General features: G+C 33.7%; 26 protein-coding genes and 1 other annotated feature. Of the genes, 8 read left to right on the forward strand and 18 right to left on the reverse strand.

Translation table 11 applies throughout. From position 1 onward, the window contains the following. Positions 1-228: 228 nt before the first annotated feature. Positions 229-2,046: an oligoendopeptidase F gene (gene pepF / locus AAFN87_RS05895; RefSeq protein WP_481886450.1), complete on the forward strand. Its 1,818-nt coding sequence runs from the start codon at positions 229-231 to the stop codon at positions 2,044-2,046. A 333-nt stretch (positions 2,047-2,379) separates the two neighbouring features. On the opposite strand, the gene AAFN87_RS05900 is transcribed toward pepF, so the two are convergent. From AAFN87_RS05900 to AAFN87_RS05950, 11 genes are all read right to left on the reverse strand, one after another. Beyond that, on the reverse strand, positions 2,380-2,580 hold the full coding sequence (locus tag AAFN87_RS05900) for a hypothetical protein (protein WP_347790119.1): 201 nt from the start codon (positions 2,578-2,580) through the stop codon (positions 2,380-2,382). Positions 2,581-2,639: 59 nt separating this feature from the next. Beyond that, on the reverse strand, positions 2,640-3,173 hold the full coding sequence (locus tag AAFN87_RS05905) for a hypothetical protein (protein ID WP_347790120.1): 534 nt from the start codon (positions 3,171-3,173) through the stop codon (positions 2,640-2,642). An 82-nt stretch (positions 3,174-3,255) separates the two neighbouring features. Then, complete coding sequence (locus AAFN87_RS05910; RefSeq protein WP_347790121.1) at positions 3,256-4,002, reverse strand: hypothetical protein; 747 nt, start codon at positions 4,000-4,002, stop codon at positions 3,256-3,258. Further along, a complete protein-coding gene (locus AAFN87_RS05915) occupies positions 4,003-4,710 on the reverse strand; it encodes a hypothetical protein (RefSeq protein ID WP_347790122.1) in 708 nt (235 codons plus the stop codon). It abuts the gene before it with no gap. 140 nt (positions 4,711-4,850) lie between these two features. After that, on the reverse strand, positions 4,851-5,702 hold the full coding sequence (locus AAFN87_RS05920; protein WP_347790123.1) for a DUF2785 domain-containing protein: 852 nt from the start codon (positions 5,700-5,702) through the stop codon (positions 4,851-4,853). 72 nt (positions 5,703-5,774) lie between these two features. Beyond that, positions 5,775-6,548 carry a Cof-type HAD-IIB family hydrolase gene (locus AAFN87_RS05925; protein ID WP_347790124.1) on the reverse strand — a complete coding sequence of 258 codons (774 nt, stop codon included), beginning with the start codon at positions 6,546-6,548 and terminating at the stop codon, positions 5,775-5,777. A 195-nt stretch (positions 6,549-6,743) separates the two neighbouring features. Further along, positions 6,744-7,127: a VOC family protein gene (locus AAFN87_RS05930; RefSeq protein ID WP_347790125.1), complete on the reverse strand. Its 384-nt coding sequence runs from the start codon at positions 7,125-7,127 to the stop codon at positions 6,744-6,746. 194 nt (positions 7,128-7,321) lie between these two features. Continuing rightward, positions 7,322-7,906: a GNAT family N-acetyltransferase gene (locus tag AAFN87_RS05935; RefSeq protein WP_347790126.1), complete on the reverse strand. Its 585-nt coding sequence runs from the start codon at positions 7,904-7,906 to the stop codon at positions 7,322-7,324. Positions 7,907-8,066: 160 nt separating this feature from the next. After that, positions 8,067-8,267, reverse strand: a complete 201-nt coding sequence (locus tag AAFN87_RS05940) for a cold-shock protein (RefSeq protein ID WP_347790127.1) — start codon at positions 8,265-8,267, stop codon at positions 8,067-8,069. A 571-nt stretch (positions 8,268-8,838) separates the two neighbouring features. Continuing rightward, positions 8,839-10,053: a tyrosine--tRNA ligase gene (gene tyrS, locus AAFN87_RS05945; protein ID WP_347790128.1), complete on the reverse strand. Its 1,215-nt coding sequence runs from the start codon at positions 10,051-10,053 to the stop codon at positions 8,839-8,841. 248 nt (positions 10,054-10,301) lie between these two features. Continuing rightward, positions 10,302-10,553: a binding site (T-box leader), on the reverse strand. 90 nt (positions 10,554-10,643) lie between these two features. Further along, positions 10,644-11,924 carry a histidine--tRNA ligase gene (locus AAFN87_RS05950; protein ID WP_347790824.1) on the reverse strand — a complete coding sequence of 427 codons (1,281 nt, stop codon included), beginning with the start codon at positions 11,922-11,924 and terminating at the stop codon, positions 10,644-10,646. Between the two features lie 385 nt (positions 11,925-12,309). Between AAFN87_RS05950 and AAFN87_RS05955 the strand changes: the two genes are divergently transcribed. From AAFN87_RS05955 to AAFN87_RS05970, 4 genes are all read left to right on the forward strand, one after another. Continuing rightward, entirely contained in the window at positions 12,310-12,555 is a 246-nt protein-coding gene (locus AAFN87_RS05955; protein WP_347790129.1) for a hypothetical protein, read from the forward strand. A 208-nt stretch (positions 12,556-12,763) separates the two neighbouring features. Next, on the forward strand, positions 12,764-13,663 hold the full coding sequence (locus AAFN87_RS05960; RefSeq protein WP_347790130.1) for an ABC transporter permease: 900 nt from the start codon (positions 12,764-12,766) through the stop codon (positions 13,661-13,663). Positions 13,664-13,793: 130 nt separating this feature from the next. Further along, positions 13,794-14,321, forward strand: a complete 528-nt coding sequence (locus AAFN87_RS05965) for a dihydrofolate reductase family protein (protein ID WP_347790131.1) — start codon at positions 13,794-13,796, stop codon at positions 14,319-14,321. Positions 14,322-14,579: 258 nt separating this feature from the next. Then, positions 14,580-14,951, forward strand: a complete 372-nt coding sequence (locus AAFN87_RS05970; RefSeq protein WP_347790132.1) for a VOC family protein — start codon at positions 14,580-14,582, stop codon at positions 14,949-14,951. A gap of 279 nt (positions 14,952-15,230) precedes the next feature. Here the strand turns inward: AAFN87_RS05970 and AAFN87_RS05975 are convergent, their stop codons facing one another. The 6 genes from AAFN87_RS05975 to AAFN87_RS06000 form a co-directional block, all read right to left on the reverse strand. Further along, a complete protein-coding gene (locus AAFN87_RS05975) occupies positions 15,231-16,001 on the reverse strand; it encodes an alpha/beta fold hydrolase (protein WP_347790133.1) in 771 nt (256 codons plus the stop codon). A gap of 46 nt (positions 16,002-16,047) precedes the next feature. Continuing rightward, complete coding sequence (locus AAFN87_RS05980; RefSeq protein ID WP_347790134.1) at positions 16,048-16,698, reverse strand: alpha/beta family hydrolase; 651 nt, start codon at positions 16,696-16,698, stop codon at positions 16,048-16,050. Continuing rightward, entirely contained in the window at positions 16,688-17,620 is a 933-nt protein-coding gene (locus AAFN87_RS05985) for an aminoglycoside phosphotransferase family protein (protein ID WP_347790135.1), read from the reverse strand. Before AAFN87_RS05985 ends, AAFN87_RS05980 begins: the two co-directional genes overlap by 11 nt. Positions 17,621-17,975: 355 nt before the next feature. Then, positions 17,976-18,539 (reverse strand): GNAT family N-acetyltransferase, encoded by a 564-nt coding sequence (locus AAFN87_RS05990; protein ID WP_347790136.1) that lies wholly within the window; start codon positions 18,537-18,539, stop codon positions 17,976-17,978. A gap of 282 nt (positions 18,540-18,821) precedes the next feature. Beyond that, complete coding sequence (locus AAFN87_RS05995; RefSeq protein ID WP_347790137.1) at positions 18,822-19,532, reverse strand: class I SAM-dependent methyltransferase; 711 nt, start codon at positions 19,530-19,532, stop codon at positions 18,822-18,824. 191 nt (positions 19,533-19,723) lie between these two features. Further along, entirely contained in the window at positions 19,724-20,596 is an 873-nt protein-coding gene (locus tag AAFN87_RS06000) for a hypothetical protein (protein WP_347790138.1), read from the reverse strand. Positions 20,597-20,746: 150 nt separating this feature from the next. Here AAFN87_RS06000 and AAFN87_RS06005 point away from each other — a divergent pair, with 150 nt between their 5' ends. Beyond that, positions 20,747-21,034 carry a transposase gene (locus AAFN87_RS06005; RefSeq protein WP_347790139.1) on the forward strand — a complete coding sequence of 96 codons (288 nt, stop codon included), beginning with the start codon at positions 20,747-20,749 and terminating at the stop codon, positions 21,032-21,034. 97 nt (positions 21,035-21,131) lie between these two features. On the opposite strand, the gene AAFN87_RS06010 is transcribed toward AAFN87_RS06005, so the two are convergent. Next, positions 21,132-21,794, reverse strand: a complete 663-nt coding sequence (locus AAFN87_RS06010) for a peptidylprolyl isomerase (RefSeq protein ID WP_347790140.1) — start codon at positions 21,792-21,794, stop codon at positions 21,132-21,134. A gap of 292 nt (positions 21,795-22,086) precedes the next feature. Between AAFN87_RS06010 and AAFN87_RS06015 the strand changes: the two genes are divergently transcribed. Beyond that, positions 22,087-22,770, forward strand: coding sequence for a GntR family transcriptional regulator (locus AAFN87_RS06015; RefSeq protein WP_347790141.1), 684 nt, complete (start codon positions 22,087-22,089; stop codon positions 22,768-22,770). Positions 22,771-22,791: 21 nt separating this feature from the next. Then, a complete protein-coding gene (locus AAFN87_RS06020) occupies positions 22,792-23,406 on the forward strand; it encodes a sterol desaturase family protein (protein ID WP_347790142.1) in 615 nt (204 codons plus the stop codon). Positions 23,407-23,521 lie beyond the last annotated feature (115 nt).

The raw sequence follows: 23,521 nt of genomic DNA on the forward strand, positions 1-23,521 counted from the left end.
CCATACACAACAATATAAGTGTTATAAACGCTAGTGATGTATAGAGCATTTTATCCCTCCATTTAGCTTCAATAATTTTATCAAATGCAAAATTTTATAGTTTAATTGTAATATATTGGTATATAATGTTGGGGCAGGTTATATTGTGCCTGCTTTTTTAAATTTTCACTGCCGCTAGTAATAGAGGGCGGAACATAATAAAAAAATTTAAAAATACAGGAGGTTATGATGACAAATTCAATATTATCACGTGATGAAGTACCAGTAGGACTAACGTGGGATTTAACATCCATTTTTGAATCAGATGAAGCGTGGGATTTAGAGTATAAAGAACTCGAACAGCTTGGAATGAAGATGATTAACTTTCAAGATAAAGTAACACAAAGTGCACAAAGTTTATTTGAAGTTCTGGAGTTTGATCAAGAATTAGATAGAAGAATTAATGTGCTCTATTTATACGCTCATTTAAAACTCGACCAAGATACAACAAATAGTACATATCAAGAAATGGATATACGAGTGAAAACATTATTCATTAAATTGGCTGAGGCTACATCTATTATTATACCCAAAATTTTAGAAGCGGAAGAAACAGTAATTGATGAATATTTAGCAAATCATGAAGATTTAAAGCTTTATGATCATTATTTAAAAGAAATCAATTTGAAGCGTCCTCATATTTTATCTACTGAACAAGAACTAGTACTTACTCAAATGGAGAATTTGTCTAGTTTGGCTAGTGAAGCCTTTGCTACATTAAATAATGCAGACATCCGGTTCCCCAAAGTTAAAAATGATGAAGGAGAAGAAGTACAATTAACTCACAGCTTATACAACGCGCTTTCAGAAAGCTATAATCGTGATGTACGAAAAGAAGCATTTCGAGGTATTTACCAAACTTACGACCAATATAAAAATACATTTGCCGTTACTTTAGCAGGACACGTTAGGGCTAATAACACTAAGGCACAGATTCGCCAATATGAGTCTTCCCGTCATGAAGCAATGAGTAAAAACTTCATTCCTGAAAAGGTGTATGATCAATTAATTACCACTATACATAGCCAATTACCTTTATTACACAGATTTACAGCACTGCGAAAGAAAGTTTTAAGTGTAGAGGAATTACATATTTACGACTTTTCTGTACCGCTTACTCAAAACATAGAAATGAAAATACCTTATGAAAAAGCAAAGCAAATTTTAATAGATAGTTTTGCACCTCTAGGGAAAGAGTATCAAGATATTGTTCAAAGAGGATTTGAAGAGCGATGGATAGATGTAGTTGAAAATCAAGGAAAAAAAAGCGGAGCCTATTCGTTTGGAGCATTCGGAACAAATCCCTATATTTTAATGAATTGGCAAGATAACTTAGAAAGTTTGTATACATTATCGCATGAGTTTGGTCACAGTATGCATAGCTACTATACACGTAATACACAGCCACATCCATATACGCGTCCTTCTATTTTTGTAGCTGAAGTAGCTTCTACACTTAATGAGGAATTATTATTTGAACACTTACTTAAAACAGTAGAAGATCCAGAACAAAAGATATATTTATTAAGTAGTTGGTTACATAATTTTTGTAATATGGTGTTCATCTCTACTTTATATGCAGAATTTGAACATACTATTTATGAATGGAACCGTCTAGGTGAAGCCATAACGGCAAATAAATTAACAGAATTGTATTCCAACTTAATGAAGCAATATTATGGAGATGAAATGATTGTAGATGCAGAAGCTGGTTTAAACTGGGCTCGTATACCACACTTATATTACAACTATTATGTCTACCAGTATGCTACAGGTAAATCCGCTGCAACAGCTCTTAGTAAGCAAATATTAGAAGAAGGTACATCTTCTGCTGACCGTTATATAAATGCTTTTCTTAAAGCAGGAAGTTCAAACTTCCCGATTGAAGTATTAATAGCTGTAGGTGTCGATATGAAATCGCCCAAACCAATCATTGATGCATGTACATTTTTTGAGGAAAAACTAAAAATATTAGAGGATTTATTAACTGATTCAGGACTACTTTAATTTGTTGAACAATTATTCATAGAAATTAGTGTACAGAAGAATTACTTACTGGACAAGTTGATGTATTGAGTGAATTATTAGGAACATATGGAAGGTCGGTTTAGTACGGCTGTGACTATCCACGATTTCTAAACACAGAATATATGGAAATATTATTTTACGCAGAACAGAGTACATTAATTGTAAACGGTGAAGGTCCAGACCGTGCGATGTATTTAATAAGATATAAATAAAACATAGAAACCACGAGCTATAGTTTATGAATGAACTGAACCCTGAATAGGTCCACTTTTTGGGGTTCAGTTTAGTTTTATTAGGTGATTCCTTTTCATTTTATTTCTTAAGCTTCTTATATTGTACATATAATCCTATGAGATACACGGAAGTAGAAATTAAGGCTATTATTATTTTTGTCGATAAAACATATTCCTTAAAAATGAGGACTATATAAAGGAATGTTAATGCCGCTAAACCAGACCATAGGGTACGAGACAATTTTTCTTCATCATTTAATTGCCAAAAAAATAGCTTCATTTTTCACCTCTCCTATTTAGTTGCTTCACATAGTTTACTTCATAAATACTAATATTAACCTACAAGTTTAACTCCTCAATTACATTAAATACATGCGAATAAATTTTACCGCTTTTATCTGAAGTTATCATTCTGCTATTAACAACTGGATAACTAAACGTCCAACCTAAATATCCTTGCTCTTCTCCCTTATATAAAAGACCAGCAATCGGATTTTCATTGTCATTTACTTGCTTAGCAAACTGTTCGTACGTAACCGTATTATTAAGCTCCATAAATGGCATATACGAAGCCTTTGTACCGAGGAAAAAAATAGGGATTTTACTTTCCTTAAATTTTTGCACATTGTCATCGTTGGCTGCTTCAGATAAATATTCTTGTGAAATAAAAATAGCGTTATATCCAATTATTTCCCACGTATCAAAAGTCATTTCTTCAAACTGAATATTCTTTTCCCTAACAGTCGGAAACTCACCAATTACCGCTATTTTTAAGTCTCTTCCTTCGTAAATCGGTTCTACTACTTTATCATTGCTACAGGCTGCTAAAATAATTATGAAAATAAATAACCCGATAACAAGTAATTTTTTCAATATACCCCTCCTTTTCCCCCCTTCGAAATTCTATCTGTCTTTCATATCCAGGTTCCCCAAAAACTATTATTCGGTAATTTCTTTACGGAAGCTCTAATTCTGATTTATTTAAAATCATCAAGTAGTCCAAATTCACTTTACTACTCGAATAACCATTTCCATTGACAGATCGTTCTGGAAACAATTCATTTCCTAACTCATCTACCGGAAGCCAACCAAAATACATGCTATACGATTGGTAAAATTGATTAAGAAATGGCATTGGTTGCTTTGCAGATTCAACTTTTGAAAGTGAATTCATCAATTCTATCCACTCATTCGGTATTGGCTCTACACCATAGGTTTTCTCTTGAAGGGAAACTTGCATCTTCATTTGAATTCTTGGATCATAATGGTGCGTACCAGATGAGATAAAATAGTACCTGTCTTTAATTAAATAGTAATCAATTGAATTTACCTGATCATCCGGGTGTATATTCCAAACGAAGTAATACGATGATGGATTATTTTTATTTAATTTCCAAACCATCGGATTCCCTTTCGTACTTACTCTTGAAACTTCCCACTTTCGATTGTCCCACAGCCAATAGCTTAAACTATAATCCCCACTTTTCGATACAAACGGAACTAATACGTGACGTTCATCTAAATGTATCGCATCTTGAATGATACTCGCATTCGCCTCAGGAAATTGACTATTGATCTCTTCCACTAACTGTTCATTCGGAGGAAACGAGATAGGTTTTGAAAAATTGAACCAGTAAATAAAGAATACTGAGATTAAAACAATAATAATACCTGCATATTGTATTATTTTCTTCCTGGTCATTTATCTTCCCCCTCCCTCTGTCAATGATTCTTCGAAGCGATAATAACTATATCCTTTCTCTGAAGCTATTAATATTCCTTTACCATCATCCTCAATATAAATATTCGCATGTATACCACTTCCCCATTTTGGTAAAGTCCCCGTTAATAAATAAGGAAATCGTTCATTTCTTTCGTTTGTTTCAACATGCAATACCATATCTGAATACCATTGAGCGCTATCAATCTGTGCTTCTTGTGCTGTTTGTAGCTGATTTACTAATGCCTCTTTATTTAAAGACGAATTCTTCGCTGATGGATGTGTTCGTATAATCGCAACATTGTCAACATTTGAAATATAGGTCGTTATTTCATTTATTGGATAAAACAAGTAATTTACAGGTATGATTAATAACGTCATACTTAAGAAAATATAATTTGCAAAAAACCCTAGCCAAGCATACTGACGATAGCGTTGCCATTTTCCCTCATTTTTTCGACAAATGAAAGCTAACAGCCAAACACCTAATGGAAGAATGGCGAAACTGACTGTCACGAAATAGATATCCAATTTAATTGTAAATGAAAAAATCCCGATTACGATAACGATAAATATTTTCCATATTTTAGGTTTGTTTTCCTGTTTTTTATAAAGTCGGTAAGTCAACAAACCTATAATCAACCATCCAAAAAAACTAAATACTATTGCTAAATCAAAGTTCTCTAGCATTTGAAATGCCCCCTTTCAATAAAATGCTTGCTCTAGATTGATACACTCACGGACTGTCTTATTTAATTGAAAGTCATCGCTAGGACTACCTGGCTTTTAATAGGTAATGGATTAGTCAATTCCACAGGGCAGGCACGTTATTAAATTTCCCCCAAGCATTTTCTAATACAGTCTTGAAGGGGGTGTAAGTGAGGATTTCCATGAATTTTTAGATGGAAACTTTTCAAAAATGTTTTGCAGTTAAAAACTAATAACCTGTAATGCTCTTCATCTAGTTGCTGTTTATGCATCTTTAAATGACTAGGAATATTTTGTAGGAGAGTTTCTAGTTCCTGAACTACCAAACCATTATTTAACATTTCTATAATAGGAACTAAAATTCTTTCGTCTTCATCGTGAACAAATATATTATGAGGAACAAATATTTTATTCCACAACGGCTTTAACAATTCTACATATTGCTCGGGACCAATTTTAGTGTTTTTTACGAGTTCATCCACCACGTCAGCTACATGTGCAACACTATGCGCCCATCCCTTTTGTAGCACAAACCCTCTTAAATCCACCTCGGCATTCATATAATCGATTAGCTTCTCTTTAGCCATATACACAGAATGTTCGCATAAAAATCGATCTTCGTTATCTCTAAATAATATAAGTGCGATTAAAAGCGACGTGAACGATCTTGTAAAAACAGTATCTGTCCCACTTTCTCCAATCCCTGTAAATAACAAATCATTTAAACAATCATGTAATAGTTCGACCAATAGTTCTTTTTCAAGTAGGTTTTTACTAATAATTAATTCATGAAAAGAACTATAAATTAATTCATCTCTCAGGACACTATCTGTTGAACCAATATGCTGTATCATCGATTTGATAATTATTAAACTATACTCATCTTCCCAATTTTTTTCGCCATTTTTAATTTGTTGAAGAGTCTGTTTTAGTTCTTCTTCGCTCATCAAATGTGTAGCTATATTTAAATTCATACTTTTTCCCCCTGTCATATGTTTATTTCATCTATTTCAAGTTTCGTTTGTTCAGCATTCAATGCAATCTTGCTAAACAAGCTGCAGCTTTTGCAATGCCAATTCAATACCATCTTCAGTACATTTTTTTGTTACGAAATCAGCTACCGCTTTTAATGATGCATGCCCATTCCCCATTGCGATACCAACACCTACATGTTCAAGCATATCAATATCGTTTTCGCCATCACCAAATGCAATCGCTTCATGGGGCTCTAAATTGAAATACTCTAAAACCTTGTTAACTGCAATTGACTTTGCTACATCACGCTCTAACACATTCATTACATACGGATGCCATCTTTTAAATGTTAAATGAGGGAACTGTAATTTATATTTCTCCTCTGTTTGTTGATCTGCGTACAAACACATTAAATATACTTCTTGATTAGCGATTTCTTGAATAGTGCTTGGATACTCTTGCAATGAAAGTGTTTCTTTTAAAACTTGTAAAGTAGTTGCATTTTGTACCCCATTCATCGATAATTCCTCTGTAAAAAATGACAAGCTTTGACCATTATTAAGAGCGAATGCATTCATTGATTGCACAGTTTCTGCTGTTAGGGCATTTTTATATATTACTTGAGATTGATGCTTCACATAAGCGCCGTTTGCTGTAATAAACGTGTCTATTCCTAACTCTTTTAAAGACTGACACATCGATAACGGTCTACCAGTAGCAGCTACTAATATTATCCCTTTATTTTTTAACACTTGTAGTGCTCTCCTTGTGCTTGCCGAAATTCGACCGTCTTCATAATTTACAAGCGTTCCGTCTACATCGAAAAAAACAATTTTGTAGTCCATTGAAAAACTCCTTATGTACATATTTTTCTTGGCAGCGTACGTAAAAACTTAATCCCAAAACCTTCAGTTACCATTATTATACAAAATAAACCAACTCATGATAAGTAGTTTACATAAGCTGGTTTTATAGACGTTAACTATTTAATTAATTGTGCATCTAGCTAGCTCATTTCAGTGAAGAGAATGCTTTCCTTTTCATACCACTTTTATGCCAAATGCTATCCATCTGCCGTCAATATCTTCTATTACAAGTTCTTTATTATTGTAATCAGTATTATGTAGTGATCGGACGATTTTTACGTTTGAATTAATAAACTCCTGTTGAAGTTTCTCATGATTCTTTGTAATAAAGTAAGCATCATAGCCATACCCATACAACTCTCGATTCGGTAACACTTTTTGTCCATTAGTTTTAGTTAATATAATTTCCGTTGAGTCACGATACAAACATATATGAGGTTCATCTGCTTCTAAATATGGAACAGCTTTAAATCCCATTTTTTGTTCATAATAATTGGCAGTTTTAATTATATCCTGTGTTGGAAATACGCAATGAGACATTAATAATTGATTATCCAAATTAGGTTTCTCCTGTTTTACATTTTATTTTGAAGAAATAAACAAAAAAAGCTTCTTGCTTTTCTATGGTATTGACCTTATTTTGAATTCTATTGACCTTATTTTGAATTCTATTGACCTTATTTTCGATTCTATTGACCAAATTTTGAATACTATTGACCAAATTCTCGATTCTATTGACCAAATAGTGCGTATCAGCCATTTCCTTTACTAAGTAACTTCTCTTCAAAATGCTGTTTAATTTGCGGCCAGTCTTCTTTAATAATGCTATACATAACCGTATGGCGAATCGTACCTTCCTTGCGAATCATGTGATTTCTTAAGATGCCTTCTTTTTGTGCACCTAAACGCTCAATAGCTTGTTGCGAGCGAATATTTTCATGCCCCGTTTTAATTTGCACACGGTTCAAATACAGTTCCTCAAAACAATATTGTAATAATAAATATTTACAATTCGAATTAATATTTGACCTCCAATAATTTGGATTCAGCCAAGTCGAACCAATTTCGACACGCTTATGATCGAGGGCAATATCAAGAAAAGATGTTGCACCAATAACTTGTTTCGTAGCGCGATCAACGATAACAAAGAAAAATTCCGTACCCGACTCTCGCTTTTTTTCAGCAGCATCCACATATTGTTGCACTTGCTGCTTCGTCATTAAATTGACAGACATATGCTCCCAAATCCGCTCGTCATGCGCGGCTTCATAAATCCCATCTACATGTACTTGAGTCATTGGGATTAATTGAACAACTTCATTTTCTAATTGTTTCATCCACTTCACCTCTTTCTACAATTAAAACAAAAATCGAGATTATTTACTATTATTTTTCAGAAATGGGTGTACATACCGAGCGTCGAAACAATTTAATTGTATAAAAAAAAGAGGCTACCTTAAAGGTGCCTCTTTTTTTAGCTGCAATATTCGAAAAAAATTAAAGTTTTACGATATTTTTAGCTTGTGGTCCACGGTTACCATCTTCAACTTCAAATTCAACTTTTTGACCTTCGTCAAGTGATTTGAAACCGTCACCTTGGATTGCTGAGAAGTGAGCGAATACGTCTGCTTCGCCTGCTACTTCGATAAATCCAAAACCTTTTTCTGCGTTAAACCATTTTACTGTACCTTGTTTCATTTAAGAAAACCTCCAAAAAAAAATTAATATATAATTTCTTTAACAAACAAAAAATTCACATATTACAAAAAGCACTCGAACAATCCGATTACGTTTTGTAATAGATGAATTCAATATTTTTTAAAGCTTATAGTTAGTTACTATAAACTATACTGTGGAAAATGTCAATTATTTATTCATGAAGAAATCCCCTTAATAGGTTCTTCCAATCTCATTTTCCGAATTCCTACAATTTTTACTCCTTTATATATTTTCGCCATACTGAGCACGTAGGAAAGAAAGAAAACCTATGATAAAGCTGGCACTCCCTATATTTTATGTTTTCATTATCGCATTAATTGGCAAATACCTTTTATGGATCAATTGACACTTATCGCTACATCAATACAAGCAGATGCTTTATCGGCATTGTTTTTCATCTGTTCCGAAAGCTATTTTTATCATTATTTTTATTATTTGTCATTTTGCCCTTATTTAAAAAATATGCGCAGAGCCAGTGGAGGCAGTCCCGATAGTTCTAGTTTACGGGACTGATTATTAATTTCCATGCTTACACGACGTAAGTAACTAATTATTTAATAAACTTTACAAAACGCTTTTTACCAATCTTCATTACTTCCCCGTTCATTAGCACACGTTGCAGCTCATCTAATGCTATTTTCTCTTTATCAATTTGTATACCATCTTGCTTAATTAAGCGCAAAAATTCACTCTTACTATTGATGAATTTCATCTCAATTAACTGCGGTATTACATCTTGTATTGTTTCTTTATCTAATTGTATGAGTAATTCTGGAATATCATCTGGGATGTCTTTTTTGCTAAAAGCTGTGTCATAGTAGATCGCTGCTTTGTTCATCTCTTCCTCATTCCAGTAGAGTGCGGTAATAATTTGGGCAAGGCGGTATTTAATATCGCGTGGATTCACTCCATTTAATAGCTCATTTTTGATACGGTCAATTTCATCTGGGTGCTCATCAGTGGCTAATTCAAAGTATTTCGTAATTAGCGCGTCTGGTACTTCCATCACTTTTTTGAACATTACTTCTGCCGGTTCATTTACACCAATATAGTTTCCTAAGCTTTTGCTCATTTTTTCAACACCATCTAGGCCTTCTAGTAACGGCATAAAAATCGCTATTTGCTTTTCTTGGTCTAAATGTTTTTGCAATGTTCGCCCCATTAATATATTAAATGTTTGGTCTGTACCACCTAGCTCGATGTCCGCTTGGAGTTCGACTGAATCATATGCTTGCATTAATGGGTAGAAAAATTCATGGATACCGATTGGGACTTGGTTTTGGTATCGTTTTTGAAAATCATCTCGCTCTAAAATTCTTGCGACAGATGTAGTTGCAGCAAGCTTAATGACCTCTTCAAATGATAATTTCGCAAGCCACTCACTATTAAATCGTACGACCGTTTTTTCTTGGTCAAGTACTTTGAAAATTTGCTCACAATAAGTTGTAGCATTCTCTTTTACTTGCTCATCTGATAATGCTACGCGACCTTTTGCTTTCCCTGTAGGGTCACCAATTCGTCCAGTAAAGTCACCAATGACAATGACTGCCTGATGACCAAGATCTTGCATTTGCTTGATTTTTCGTAATACGACAGCATGCCCTAAATGAATATCTGGTGCGGAGGGATCAAGACCTAATTTAATCGTTAACGGCCTTTGCTGCTCATAAGATTTTTCAAGTTTCGTAAGTAATTCTCCTTCATCAACAATTTGATGTGCACCTTTTGCGATAATTCGAAGTTGCTCCTTTGGTGGTAATAACATCGTTCAACATCTCCTTAAATTATTATCTTTACAATTCGCAAGGTCTATAAGAAATGCGCAAGCGCCCTGCTTAGACCCGACAGCTGCTTGCAATCTCTCAAACGAAAGCATCTTTCCCGCTTTCGATTGAGGGACAGAAGCGACCTCGAGGGGCTGGGCGCTGAAGCTAGACACTGCCCAAACTTCAGAAACTTATACTTTCTTATCTTTTAAAAAAGGTATAAAAAAACTCGTCCTTTTGGATTTACCAAAAGGACGAGCTAGAATCTCGTGTTGCCACCTTTGTTCGTAAACAACTCACATTGTTTACCTCAATAAGTACGGTCAAAAGACGATACTTTTGCACATGATTACGGGTGCTCACCGTCGTAGCCTACTAGGAAATCCGTTCGGTACGCAGCTCCAAGATGTATTCACATTCACTGATCACGCGCCTCTCATCAACCGGCAACTTTCTGTTTGTTCATATGACTGCTACTCGTTCTTATCATAGCCTTTATTCTTATACTCCGACATAAATTACATATCTTTGTTATGCAAATATGAAAGTAAGTTTATTTTAAACGTTTTGAATTATTTGTCAACTATATTTAAAAAACAAACGATTTTACTATTTCTTCACCTGTTTTCATATTTTTTGTTTTATAGCTGTTGGTGCTTACTTCTTGTTCACCTAAAATAATGACAAATGGATATTGTTCTTTGTTTGCTTTATTCATGGCTTTTGTTAGTTTTTTATTACTCATTTCTAGTTCAACCTTCATTCCCTGCTTACGGAGTTCAGTTGCTAAAAACAGCGACTCTTTCAACGTGTCTATTGGAATAATATACAAGTCGATATTTGAAGTCTTATCTTTTGCGCCATCACTCATTTCAAGTGCAGTATAAATGACGTCTAAACCGAATGATATACCAACTGTTGAAAACGAGTCCGTTGTTCCGAGTAAACCTGCAATGGCATTATCGTAGCGTCCCCCACTTCCGATGCTCGATTGAATGACCCCACTTTGTAAAAAGATTTCATAAATTGTGCCTGTATATATTTCTAAGCCTCGCGCTAAAAAGGGATTGAATATACATTGCTGTTGAATGCCTAAATAGTTTAAGTATTCATCGAGCTCCTGTATTTCAGCTAAACCTTGCTGCACTTGCTCATTGTCCTTTGCATATTGCTCAAAATAGTTATAAGATCGGTTGTTACTAGCTTGTAAAAATGCTTCAATTGCTTGAATGTTGTGCGAAGATAAACCTTGCTCGATTAATTCATCGATAACACCTTTTACGCCAATTTTTTCGAGTTTATCAATCGTGAGTACAACGCGATTTAGCTTATCAATAGGCGTTTGAAGTACTTCAAGCATACCTGTTAAGAGCTTGCGGTTATTGTATTGAATGCTGACATCTAACTGCAATTTTTCAAAAACAGTTAAACACATCATCATTAGTTCAGCCTCTGCTACTTGGGATGACACACCGACAATATCAACATCACACTGTGTAAATTCACGGAATCGCCCTGCCTTTATCGGTCCATCACGAAATACTTTCCCTATTTCATAACGTTTAAAAGGCATACTAATTGTTGGATGCATCGCCACTACTTTAGCAAATGGAATTGTTAAATCATAGCGCAGTGCTAAATCACGTTCACCGCGATCCGTGAGCGTATACATTTCTTGTAATATTTCTGCCCCACCGCCATATTTCGAACTCATTAAGTCCGTATAGTTTAAAATCGGTGTTTCCAGTGGTTTGCAGCCATAATCAATAAATGTATCTTCCAGTGTTCTTCTAATCCGTCTTCTCACAATTTCCTGCTCAGGCAAATAATCTTGTGTTCCTCTAACATTTTGATAATCCATCTTTCTCATCATCCATACCTCCGTTTTTTAGGAAAATAAAAAAACCGCACCTGATAAAGAATCCATCTCTTTATCCATACGATTTCACGAAAAATAGTCTTCCTATATACGATAAGTACTGATCGTTATAGCAAGACTAGTATGTATGATGATGTAATAATGTAAATGAACCCCTCCTTAAATTCATTCCACTATACCAAACGCCCAACCTAATTGTCAATGTTTTCCGAAAAATCTAAAGTGGAATGCAGAAGAATTTTGAGCTTTTCTACCGTAAACATATACGACTAAATAGAACAAAGAAGTTAGCAAGGAATAGGTTCCATAATTTACGTTGAAAAATAAATTCCCTCCAAATAATGGCGTCGTGAAAATCAAATAAAGAGGATATTGAATGGACGCAATAACATCTAAAATTGCATATTTAAACATAAAACTCTCAAATGTCGTGATAAGAAAAACAATAATTCCCGAAATCATGCCTCCGATAGAAAATACCGCTAGCTTTTTATCACCTTTTCTAGCGTATATGAGGATGACAGTCAAAAATATTATTGATACGACTAAGTTAAATATTGTCACATTTAAGTCTGGGTATTTAATAGCTGACATTAAATTTATTGAAACAGCGAAAAAATAAGCGCATATGACAAAGACCATTTTAATCCCCCCAATAATCTATAGTGTAATTTTACACCATTTACATTGTCTTGTGAAACATTTTTAGAAAATACTGGTTTTCCACTAATGAACTTGAAAATATTTCATACAATGAATTAGACAAGCTAATCATAGTCATATGCGTTTTGGTAAACACAATTTTATTATGGAAAAATCTAAGAGAAAGGATGGTAACAGTAGCGATATACAAAAGAGAATTATTGAAACTTTTTAAACGATCTCCTTTTATTTGGGGAATTTCACTATATGTAATATTTCTTATCTATTGCTATGTAAACGTTGGGCTTCAATTTCAACAATCTTTTAATTCATTTTTAGAAAACAGCTCTTTTAGTGTTCAACAAACTCTTAATTATCTAGCGACTGCTGATATTAGTGATCCTTTAAGAAATCCACTACATGTAGTTAGCCCATCAAATGCTATTGGTTATTCACTGGCGATAGTTAATTCGTTCGGTCCTTGGTTTATTGCGATAATAGCAGCTTTCCTTTTCGGTATCGAATATCGCCATCAAACAGTGAAACAATTACGGTCTAGGCGAATGACAAAAGTTGAGATATTATTAGGAAAAATATTTAGCATTGCAACTATCATTGTTCTTTTTTTAAGTATTTGCATAGTAACGGGTTATATCATGAGTTTTATTACACCACGTATTTTTGATATGCCTGTTGATATTATTTCAAACGAACAAATAATGTTAGACCAATCATTACTTCAAATTGTTGGAACGTTCATTAGTCTTTTCCTCTGGGGAATATTCACAGCATTCATTACAGTAATCACTAAAAGCCTATTTACAGGAATTATTATAGGAATTGCGTATCCAATAATAGAATCTTTATTTTTACATGATTTGTCTTTCAGTGAATATTTACCACTATATATTCAGAAATCAATGTTACCTATTTTATTTGAAAAATCGTCAGGAGATATGATTTCTTTCCATCCTTTGTCACACATATATAGTCTTAACGAGAGTATTTTTTATACGTTACTTTATATTTCCCTCTTTATCATAATGCTGCTTTTTGTATTAAAAAAACAAAAAGTATCTATCCTATAAAGTAAGACGAATATGCATCAATCCGATAATTTATTGGATTGATGCATATTTTGTACATGTCACTTGGATATTTTCCGTCTAAGACATATAATCATGTAGAAATTTACGGACTTACGAAAGGATGTTAAAAATGAAACAAGAACGCAAAATCATACTATACATTGGAACTTCAATTGATGGCTTTATTGCAAACGAGGATGACACTCTAGAGTGGTTAGAATCAACAGAAATTGAAGGAGATAATGGATACAGTGCCCTTCTTGAAAGAATTGATACAGTTGTGATGGGTAAAAAAACGTATGATGTAATTCGTGGATTCGATATAGATTATCCTTATACGAACTTTACTAATTACGTGTTTTCAACATCTGTAGAGGGTAAAGATGAATATGCCGAATTTGTAAACGAAAATGTAAAGAGGTTCATTACTGACTTAAAAGAACAGCCCGGAAAAGATATTTGGCTAATTGGCGGTGGAAATTTAGCACGAGAGTTTTTCAAGGAAAATTTAATCGATGAGTTTCAACTCGCAATTGCACCCATCGTTTTAGGGAAAGGAATCTCTCTATATACTGGCGGTGATATTGAAACGAAATTTACATTAACGAAAGTTGAAAAACTTGGACAATTGGCAATGCTGCATTACATCAAAAAATAATACATTGTTTACATGCCACTTCAATAATTCTCATTGTCGAACTGTAAAATGAAGTGCAGTAAGTCATACAATAATAAACTAATAAGTAGCCCCTCAATGATTTCTTCTTTTGTAAAAAAAATCTAAATTCCGAATTTACTCATAAGAAATACTTATGGATTTACATAAATAATATAAGTTTTTCTTTTCGGATATTGTTTAGTATTATTAAAAGAGAATACATTTTCGAAAAATTTCGAATTCCGAGGGGGTTGTAAAATGATTAGAGGTTTACATCACGTTCAAATAACTATTCCAAAAGGGACTGAAGAAGAGGGTAAGGATTTTTATTGTGGCATTTTAGGTTTACAAGAAGTTGAGAAACCCGATTCGCTAAAAGGACGTGGAGGATTTTGGTTAAAAGTCGGAGATAGAGATGTCCATGTAGGAACTGAAGATGGTTTTGATCGATTGACAACTAAAGCACATATTGCATATGAAGTTGAAGATATATCATATTGGCGAACAAAATTGTCTAATGAGAATATACACATACTTGATGCGGTACCTATTCCAAATTTTGAACGGTTTGAATTTAGAGACCCCTTTGGTAACCGGGTAGAAATGATTCAATATTTACAATTGAATTAAACAACGAACAATTGAGCAGAAGCGGAATTTCATGCAAACAGTTCTAGAAAATCGAAACTTTTTTGTTTTGGGAAGCGTCTGCTCGCCTCTGCTTGAAGCGGTAAGCGAGCGGTAAGCGAGCGGTAAGCGAGCGGTAAGCGAGCGGTAAGCGAGCGGTAAGCGAGCGGTAAGCGAGCGGTAAGCGAGCGGTAAGCTTCTGAAAACAACTAAGGAATAAAAATGCAGGTGGTGTCCTAATTTCACAATTCCTCTAAGCTAATAAAATTTAATTACGCCATCTTAACTTATAACTTTACCTTCTGGCAGCTTTTCTTCCTTTATCCACCCTTCAACCATCCGATTAAAGAAATCTGGCTTTGCTAATGAAACACCATGTCCGATATTAGGCAAAATTACGCCTTTACAATTCGGATTATTGTTTACTAAATCAGCAGCCGACTTTTTCATAATCCCCTTCTCTTTTTCACCTACTGTAATAAGAATTTTAGATTCTGCTTTATGGAATTGCTCCGGTATATGGAATGCCATATTCTCTTGTAATATTCTAACGAGCGTTTCACATTTCATTGCCGCGCTGTCCCTATAATATTGTTCAAAATAGTCTTGATCTACATAAAGTGTTTTTGCTTGGAGTTTTGAAAATGACTTTATATTAATGAGTGGATATGTACATTTCACAGAGAGGCTAATAAAGCTTTTACTAAATGGCATTGGTCTAACTAACGCACTATTAACGATGGCATAGTCAATCATGTGAGATTTCATGCTTACCATTTGGACAGCAATTTGTGCTCCTAATGAAAAGCCGATGACGATAACTTGTTTGTTCTGTGCTTTTGCTTCAATTAAAGCGAGTAACATTTCCGCGCTTCTTTTTATGGAGAAATTTTCGGTATTGCCGCTCTTTCCTTGCTCAGGTAAATCAGGTACGATGCAATGGTAATTGGTAAAATGCTGAACTTGTTTATCCCACATCCAGCCACTAACGCCACCACCATGTAAAAACATCAATAATGGAGCGCTCGTATCGCCGTATTCTTCAAAATGCATTGTATTATTCTCCCTTCACTAGTAATCAAGTTGCAACTGTCCCTGCTCAAAATGTCTTAGACGCAACCGCTACATTTAGTTTTTCCATGACAGTTGATAAAGCTACTATTGAATTAGTAGTCTCATATTTTCCAATATCCAATGAATGATTTGCATTTCTGATAATCTCTATCTCTATTTTTGAGTTATTTAGTTGTTCAATTTGATTTGAATTGAAAATAGGATCCTTATCACCAATTACTAATATTCCTTTATGTTTGCTGTTTAATATTGAATCAAATATCGAATCAAACTGTAATAATGGTGTAAGGAGAATCATTGTTGCATCTACAAATTCCTCTTTTTCCATTAGGTGTATAGCAATCGGAATTGTTCCAAGAGATTTACCTAAAAAAATTATTTCACTATATGAATTACTTTGAAGGACTTCCGTTATTACTGGTTGTATATCCTCCATCATTCTAGTAGACATTTCTTCAATGGGTTTATCCCACCAGCTTCCTTCATAGGAATAATGGACATGAACGACATCCATTTTATTTTCAAGCATTACCATAGTCGAATAGTAAAACAGAGGCTTATCGTAATTGTATCCAGAACCCGAAAACAAAAAGCAAATAGTTTTGGAACCCGTTTCAATATGCGTATAGCTAATTGATTTATCTTTTGTTTGTATTTCCTTTTTATTACCTTTCATTATTTTGCCCTCCAAATTTTTCATACCAACTTGGTTGTGTATTATTGAAATATTCATGATCTTTTAATATGACATTTATTTTTTCTAACATATTGTCTATATCATTTTCAGCCACTTTTAATATCCAAACGACCGATGAAAATATACTCATTGCCAAGTAAAGAGAGTACAAGTTCCAAAAATTTTCCGTAGGGGCTTCTCCATTAAAATAACCTTTAATTTGACCTATTGAAAAAGGAATACTGATGTTTCTTGTAAACATTCCTACTTTTAAAAACTCATGAATAGGATCTCCATAATCGTAACGGCCAAAATCAATAATCCCTGCCAAACGATCATTTTTTATAATAAGATTAGATGGATGGAAATCATCATGTTGAAAAATGTTAGGACGCTCTAACATTAAATTTATGCGTTGATCGATAAATTCCATAATCTTTTCATCTTGTTCAAACCTTATGCCACATTTTTTATAAGAATCTATGTACCGATAATGTTTGGTTCTTTTTCTTTCATACCATGACTGAATATCGTTAGGGGCTTCTAACTGATGCATCTTATAAAGTTCTCTACCTGCTTCAAATCCAATTTGATATTGGTCAGAAGAAGCCAGCATAGGTAAAGCCTCTTCTCCATCTTCTCCTTCTATAAAAGTTGTTATCATATAGCCTTTCCCTGCAACCTCTCCCGCATCAACTGCCCTGGTAGCTTTTACATTTAAGTTTTGCATTCTTTCTAATATCTTTAATTCATTTATTTTTCCCTCTAGTTGATTAACAGGAAAAAATCTTAGTAAATACTTTTCTGCAGAGTCGGGTAAAGCAATAATATATTTTTCCTCTAAGGAAAATCCTTTGTTGATTTTTATAATTTGCTGATGATTTTTTAATATGACTATTTCTTTTAATATTTGTTCAATCATAAGTTACCTCCGTTAATAAAGTGTCTGCCTGAGTACATGAAAACGACTGTAAATTATATTTTGATAAAAATCAGCATTGTAAAAGATGAAAATAATTCCGGCTGGTCTACTAGCAGAAAATAAAATGATAACCTCGATTCAAATTATTCCATTTACAGGAAATTATATCATATACTTTTTGCACAAGCTAAAAAATGGGGTAGAAAAACTATTTTTCGAACAATACCATCAACCCTAATGAGAAAAAATCTAAAGAGCATGTTTTGAAAAAAGATTGATCAAAACATGCTCTTATTTTATATGGTAGATTAAATTATTAATTAAAAATTCCGATATTTACGAAGCCCTTATTGCACTAACTATATCGATTATTTTCTAAATGCCAATTAAGAAACATATCTTTCTCTATTACATTTAAAATACACGGAGCTTTTACTTGAAACTCTAATTTTTTATGCTCACCTGGAAACTCTGTTTGTACATCCGTTCTTATATAAGCTAGCTTTTCTTGAGCCTTTATGGAACGTATATTTGATAATTTTGCCCCCGCAAAGACGTACTCTAAATTTAATTCTGTAAAAGCAGTATACAATATTTCCGACTTCGCTAATGCATTATAACCTTTCCCCCAATATTCATACCCTATCCAAGTACCAATATGACAAGTTTTATTGACATTATCTATATCTTTAAGTGTTATAACTCCAATTAAATCTTCATTTTCGTTTAAAATAACTCTTGAATATTCCTTCCCTAGTTTTTGTTGTTCATTAATAAATTCAATAAAATCAATAGTTCCCTCAAGTGATGTTTGGTTGTTAGTCATTCCTAATACATCTTTAACTTGAGGTGCTGAAGATAGAGTTGACATTGCTTTTGCATATTTTTTATGATGTGGCACTAATGTAATTTTCACCAATTTAAACCCTCCAAAACGAAATTAATACCGATATATTAATAATTCGATTCATCGTGATATACGAAAATAAACTTGCATTTAGAACAAAATTTCTCTTGTTCAATTTCCACTATGCTATATACTTCTACGATTTTTATAAATAACCTCTCAAGTTTGTTTAATCAATTTTATGTAATTAATATCTATATTACCATACATTATTCATTCGTTTGTTCCGAACGTATATAATCCTTTCTGATTCGTTCAACAAAAAAGAGCTGCATATGCAACTCAATTTAAGAACTATTCATTATTTTTTCGAACAACATAAGTTATTGCGTTAGTTTTTAATAATACAGTTTTTCCATTTCGAATAATGTTGTATTCTAACGGTTTTACTTTCAAATTTAATACTTCCCATCCTGTATAGAGGCTACTCATTTTTTTAATCATATCTTCTGTTGAAAGATTTACTTCTATAAGTGCATCTAACTTCTCGTTAGTTTCTACATCAATTTCTATCACTTCAGAGTTCACGATAATGCAATTTATTCCGTCGCTCTCAGTCCCATTTGCCATCCGCTGAATTGTTTTATTCAAAGCTACTTCTGATTGAACGTGTTCTAAACTTGAAATGGCAACTATTAAATCATAATGGTTTCTTTTTATTTCATAGTTACCAATATCAGCTTTTTCCGTGAGAATTACTTCTTCAACATTATATTCTTTACTGTATTGCATTAATTTTAATAATGCTGAATCAAGTAAATCAACACAAACGACTTTCCCGTTTTTTCGCTTGAGTACTTCAGCTATAGGAATACTATTTCTACCGACCCCACAACCTAAATCTAGAACCTTTACGTTCTCTTTATCATCAAATAAATTTAATAAATCGGTCACCGTTTTTACAGGTTTGTATAACCACGAACCTTTTTCAAATAATTTATAGTTATCATAACAATAATCGTGATATTGCTTCTCTTCATTTCGTATAAATTCGATTCTACTCAATGGTTTCATCCTTTACATTAAATTCTTTGTAGAATATCGAAGTACATTGTTTCACAATACATTTTGTGACCTAACATTTCTTTACCATTTTTAAATTGAACTTATATAAATTTCAATGTTAATTACATTCTGTATTATATGTAGCCCCATACTAATGGAGTTTACCAAGTCCTCCAATATAATAAAGTTAGTTAAATTAATTTCAACATAGCCTTCCAATAGTCCCAGGCTTTCAAATAGTCATCTAAATCTTGCGGATGAACCTTTGCACAAATGCCGATTCGTGTATATAACTGAACGACTACTTCTTCAATAAGCCTTGCTTCATCTATTTCGACATTATTAAGGCCCGAGTAGGATGTACGTAATGTTTCTATGTTTAAATCGTCTGGTGATGAACAGAAGGCATACGTAAAGTCATAAATTATTGGTCCAATCATTGGTGAAGGATCAATTACACCAGTCAATTCTTCATTACTAAACACAAAATTATGAACACCCGTATCCCCATGAAGCAAATACTTTAATTGTTTGTGTTCATCTTTGCCGTTTCTTTCAATCAATGCTTTAACTATGTAGTAATCGTCAATCGGTAGCAAATCACCGATATTTTTAAAGGCAGCATCCACACTAATTTTATTGAACTCATGCCAAGATTGTCTCGGTATCCCTAACCTGCCCCAATCAGCAGCCTGATCGCAATGTTGATACTTGTTGAACAGATCTTTAACTAAAGTAGACATCCACTTAACCTTCGAGCCGCGATTAAAATGAGTAGTACCCGCAATAAATGAATACACAATAAATTCCTTATTAGGGTCAGTGTACAGTAATTTAGGCAATAATCTAATCTCATCGTATGTAGTTAGAAATTGTTCTACATGACTAATCTGCTCTTGGTGATCAAGCTTCACAACATATTTCGGTTCACCTTTTTCACATAGTGTATATACAAGCCCTTCCGTAGTCCCCTTCATCATCAATATATCTTGTTCGTTTAATTGAATAATTCCCTTGTTCTGAAGATCTTTAATTGTATATGTAATATCAAATTTTACTGGCATAGATAGTACCTCGCATGATTTTGTTTGAACTCAACTAATTTTAGCATATATATCCATTTCTCTATTCCTTTTTTTCAAGCATCTGCATGATATTTGTGAAATGGTAAATTATAAGTGCAATTAAGATTGGTTCTATTTCGAGGTGATGTTATGAAGCTTATATTAGTTGTAATGAGTATTTTTTTGCCGATAGCTATGTTTGTTATGCAAAGATTTTTCGGGAAAACTCGAATTTTATTTAATGCCCTTGCTATATTGTCAGCCCTTATTTTCGGGAATATTGCTTCTCTTGCCATTTATGAAATTCTTAAAGATCGAACTGTTTTTATGACAAATATTCATGCTATTTTCTTGAATCCTTATTTCTTAATTACAGGGAGCTATTTGGGGATTTATATTATTTACCGACTGCTTGTTATTATTAAGGCCGAATCTTAAGAGCTTCTTAGCATGAGTCGCTGCATTTCTATTGAAAGCAAAAAAGACCTAAGTCCAGTATATTACCGAACTTAAGGTCTTGAATTTTTCATTTATCCTATTTTTGTACTTCTGGATCAGGATAGTCAAAGCCCTTCGTATCTACTTCTACCTTCTTCATTCGTTGATCTTCTAATGGCTTATCCATTTCATCTCGTTCAGCAGCAACTATTGCATCTACTGTTTCCATACCTTCAAGTACTTTCCCGAAAGCAGCATATTCTCCGTCAAGGAACGGTGAATCTTCTACCATAATAAAAAATTGCGATCCGGCAGAGTTCGGATCTTGGGCGCGGGCCATTGATATCACTCCACGTTCATGTGTTAAATTATTTTCAAACCCATTATTCGAGAATTCACCTTTAATTGAATAGCCAGGATCACCTGTTCCATTCCCTAAAGGATCCCCACCTTGAATCATAAAGCCAGGAATAACGCGGTGGAAAATTAATCCGTCATAAAACCCTTTTTCAACTAACGAAATAAAATTTGCAACCGTATTAGGTGCAATAGTTGGCTCTAATTCAATAACTATCTTCTCATCATTGTCCATCGTAATCGTTACAATCGGATTTTCTTTCACATCTGATGGATAATCAGCTCTTTCATTTGTTGCTCCTGCTGTATTCACATCTTCGTTTGACGTTCCGCAGCCCGTTAAAACAAAAGCTACTACCATCAGGCTAAAAACAAAACTAAATACTTTGTATCGTGCTAACATATTCTTTTCTACTCCCTCTATATCAATTTGACTCTATTATTATAATACAAATAGAGTCAACTCGCCAAAATGTTCATTATATGAGGATACTATACTCTTTATTCAGAAGTTGTTTTTAACTGTTCTAAATGACATATTTCCTAGCAAAACTAAAGATAGTTCACACAAAACGTCGCTAGTTCGAAAAAATCCATCAAAATCCCCTATTGACAGAAAATTCTAAACCATTATATAATTTTGGTATTACCACTGTATATAACATGTATTACCGCAAAATAAAGGAGACGATAGCTTGAAAGAAAAAGAACGCTCCTCAAATAAAATTGAGAATGAATTTATTAGATTGATATTGAATGGTTCTTATTCGGTAGGAAGTACCCTACCGCCGGAAAGAGAGCTTGCGAAAGAATTTGGTGTTGGCCGTCCAACTATTCGAGAGGCACTTCAGCATTTAGAAAGGGGTGGATGGATAACAGGGAGAAAAGGAATGCCTGCGATTGTTAATGATTATTGGCGCCAGGGGAACTTAACGACACTAGTGGATATTATTGAAAATCAACGTGCCATTACAGATGAATTTATTTTACATTTATTAGAATTAAGAAGTTCGTTAACTCCAACTTACATTCGTGATGCTGTGACGTTTAATCAACCTAAAGTGGTGGCTCTTCTTGCCAATTTAGAGCAGCTAGAAGATTGTGCAGAAAGCTATGCGACATTCGATTGGGATTTGCAAAAAAAGTGTGCCGGTCTTGCTGCTAATCCAATCTATTTACTCATTTTAAATAGCTTCGATTCTATTTATGTAAATATGGCGAAAAGGTATTTTTCTATTAAAGATTATCGCGAATTGTCCTTCGCCTATTACAACGATTTATTAAGAGCGGCATTAAAAGGGGATGCGATGGAAGCGGAAAGTTTGTCTAAAAGCACAATGGAGAAAAGCTTGGCCCTTTGGAAAGAAAGAAAAAAATAATAAAGGCTGGAGGTAAGTTCAATGAAATTAAAATATTTAAAAGAATATTTTTCCTATCCTGATGTATTAGTCATGAGCTGTCTATTTCTCATTAGCTTTGGATTTATGATTTATCATTTTAATTCTATCGTAATTTTAGGTGTTTTTATTATTGGAATGATTACGTATTCCTTAGCTGAGTATGCCATACACCGATTTGTTTTTCATTTAAAGCCGCCAAAAAGTCCTTTTTTGTTAAAATTGCTAAAACGGCTACATTATGATCATCATGCAAATCCAAATGAACTACATTTATTATTTTTACCTTTATGGTATAGTGTGCCCAATATTGCCATTGCAGGCGGTATTTTTTATTTCTTTACATCTAGCTGGATTATGACAAACGCATTTATTGCAGGTATTATGATCTTTTTATTGTATTACGAATGGAAGCATTATATCGCGCACCGCCCTCTTCAACCAATATCACCATGGGGACGTTGGATGAAAAAGGTACATTTATTGCATCACTTCAAAAATGAAAATTACTGGTATGGTGTGACGAATCCAGCATATGATTTTTTAATGGGCACCTTTAAAAACCAGAAGGATGTTGCCCAAAGTAAAACCGCTAAAAATCTAGAAAAACGTGGATAATTAAAATAGCAATCCCCTTGGAAATGTCGAATAAACATTGCAGCTTCGACATTTCTCAGGGCATGGCATTCCCCATTACTCTAAAATAGCCCCCTCTTTTTTACGAACTGTCCTT

Source organism: Solibacillus sp. CAU 1738, assembly GCF_039888725.1.
Lineage (GTDB): Bacteria > Bacillota > Bacilli > Bacillales_A > Planococcaceae > Metasolibacillus.

Excerpts from the sequence above, each read along its gene's own strand:
- AAFN87_RS06005 (WP_347790139.1), top strand. The coding sequence starts at position 20,747 with ATGAAGCTTATATTAGTTGTAATGAGTATTTTTTTGCCGATAGCTATG.
- AAFN87_RS05940 (WP_347790127.1), bottom strand. The coding sequence starts at position 8,267 with ATGAAACAAGGTACAGTAAAATGGTTTAACGCAGAAAAAGGTTTTGGA.
- AAFN87_RS05955 (WP_347790129.1), top strand. The coding sequence starts at position 12,310 with ATGGACGCAATAACATCTAAAATTGCATATTTAAACATAAAACTCTCA.
- AAFN87_RS05980 (WP_347790134.1), bottom strand. The coding sequence starts at position 16,698 with ATGAAAGGTAATAAAAAGGAAATACAAACAAAAGATAAATCAATTAGC.
- AAFN87_RS05920 (WP_347790123.1), bottom strand. The coding sequence starts at position 5,702 with ATGAATTTAAATATAGCTACACATTTGATGAGCGAAGAAGAACTAAAA.
- AAFN87_RS05975 (WP_347790133.1), bottom strand. The coding sequence starts at position 16,001 with ATGCATTTTGAAGAATACGGCGATACGAGCGCTCCATTATTGATGTTT.
- AAFN87_RS06010 (WP_347790140.1), bottom strand. The coding sequence starts at position 21,794 with ATGTTAGCACGATACAAAGTATTTAGTTTTGTTTTTAGCCTGATGGTA.
- AAFN87_RS06000 (WP_347790138.1), bottom strand. The coding sequence starts at position 20,596 with ATGCCAGTAAAATTTGATATTACATATACAATTAAAGATCTTCAGAAC.
- AAFN87_RS05925 (WP_347790124.1), bottom strand. The coding sequence starts at position 6,548 with ATGGACTACAAAATTGTTTTTTTCGATGTAGACGGAACGCTTGTAAAT.
- AAFN87_RS05935 (WP_347790126.1), bottom strand. The coding sequence starts at position 7,906 with ATGAAACAATTAGAAAATGAAGTTGTTCAATTAATCCCAATGACTCAA.
- AAFN87_RS05900 (WP_347790119.1), bottom strand. The coding sequence starts at position 2,580 with ATGAAGCTATTTTTTTGGCAATTAAATGATGAAGAAAAATTGTCTCGT.
- AAFN87_RS05950 (WP_347790824.1), bottom strand. The coding sequence starts at position 11,924 with ATGAGAAAGATGGATTATCAAAATGTTAGAGGAACACAAGATTATTTG.
- AAFN87_RS06020 (WP_347790142.1), top strand. The coding sequence starts at position 22,792 with ATGAAATTAAAATATTTAAAAGAATATTTTTCCTATCCTGATGTATTA.
- AAFN87_RS05985 (WP_347790135.1), bottom strand. The coding sequence starts at position 17,620 with ATGATTGAACAAATATTAAAAGAAATAGTCATATTAAAAAATCATCAG.
- pepF (WP_481886450.1), top strand. The coding sequence starts at position 229 with ATGACAAATTCAATATTATCACGTGATGAAGTACCAGTAGGACTAACG.
- AAFN87_RS05970 (WP_347790132.1), top strand. The coding sequence starts at position 14,580 with ATGATTAGAGGTTTACATCACGTTCAAATAACTATTCCAAAAGGGACT.
- AAFN87_RS05910 (WP_347790121.1), bottom strand. The coding sequence starts at position 4,002 with ATGACCAGGAAGAAAATAATACAATATGCAGGTATTATTATTGTTTTA.
- tyrS (WP_347790128.1), bottom strand. The coding sequence starts at position 10,053 with ATGTTATTACCACCAAAGGAGCAACTTCGAATTATCGCAAAAGGTGCA.
- AAFN87_RS05960 (WP_347790130.1), top strand. The coding sequence starts at position 12,764 with ATGGTAACAGTAGCGATATACAAAAGAGAATTATTGAAACTTTTTAAA.
- AAFN87_RS05915 (WP_347790122.1), bottom strand. The coding sequence starts at position 4,710 with ATGCTAGAGAACTTTGATTTAGCAATAGTATTTAGTTTTTTTGGATGG.
- AAFN87_RS05965 (WP_347790131.1), top strand. The coding sequence starts at position 13,794 with ATGAAACAAGAACGCAAAATCATACTATACATTGGAACTTCAATTGAT.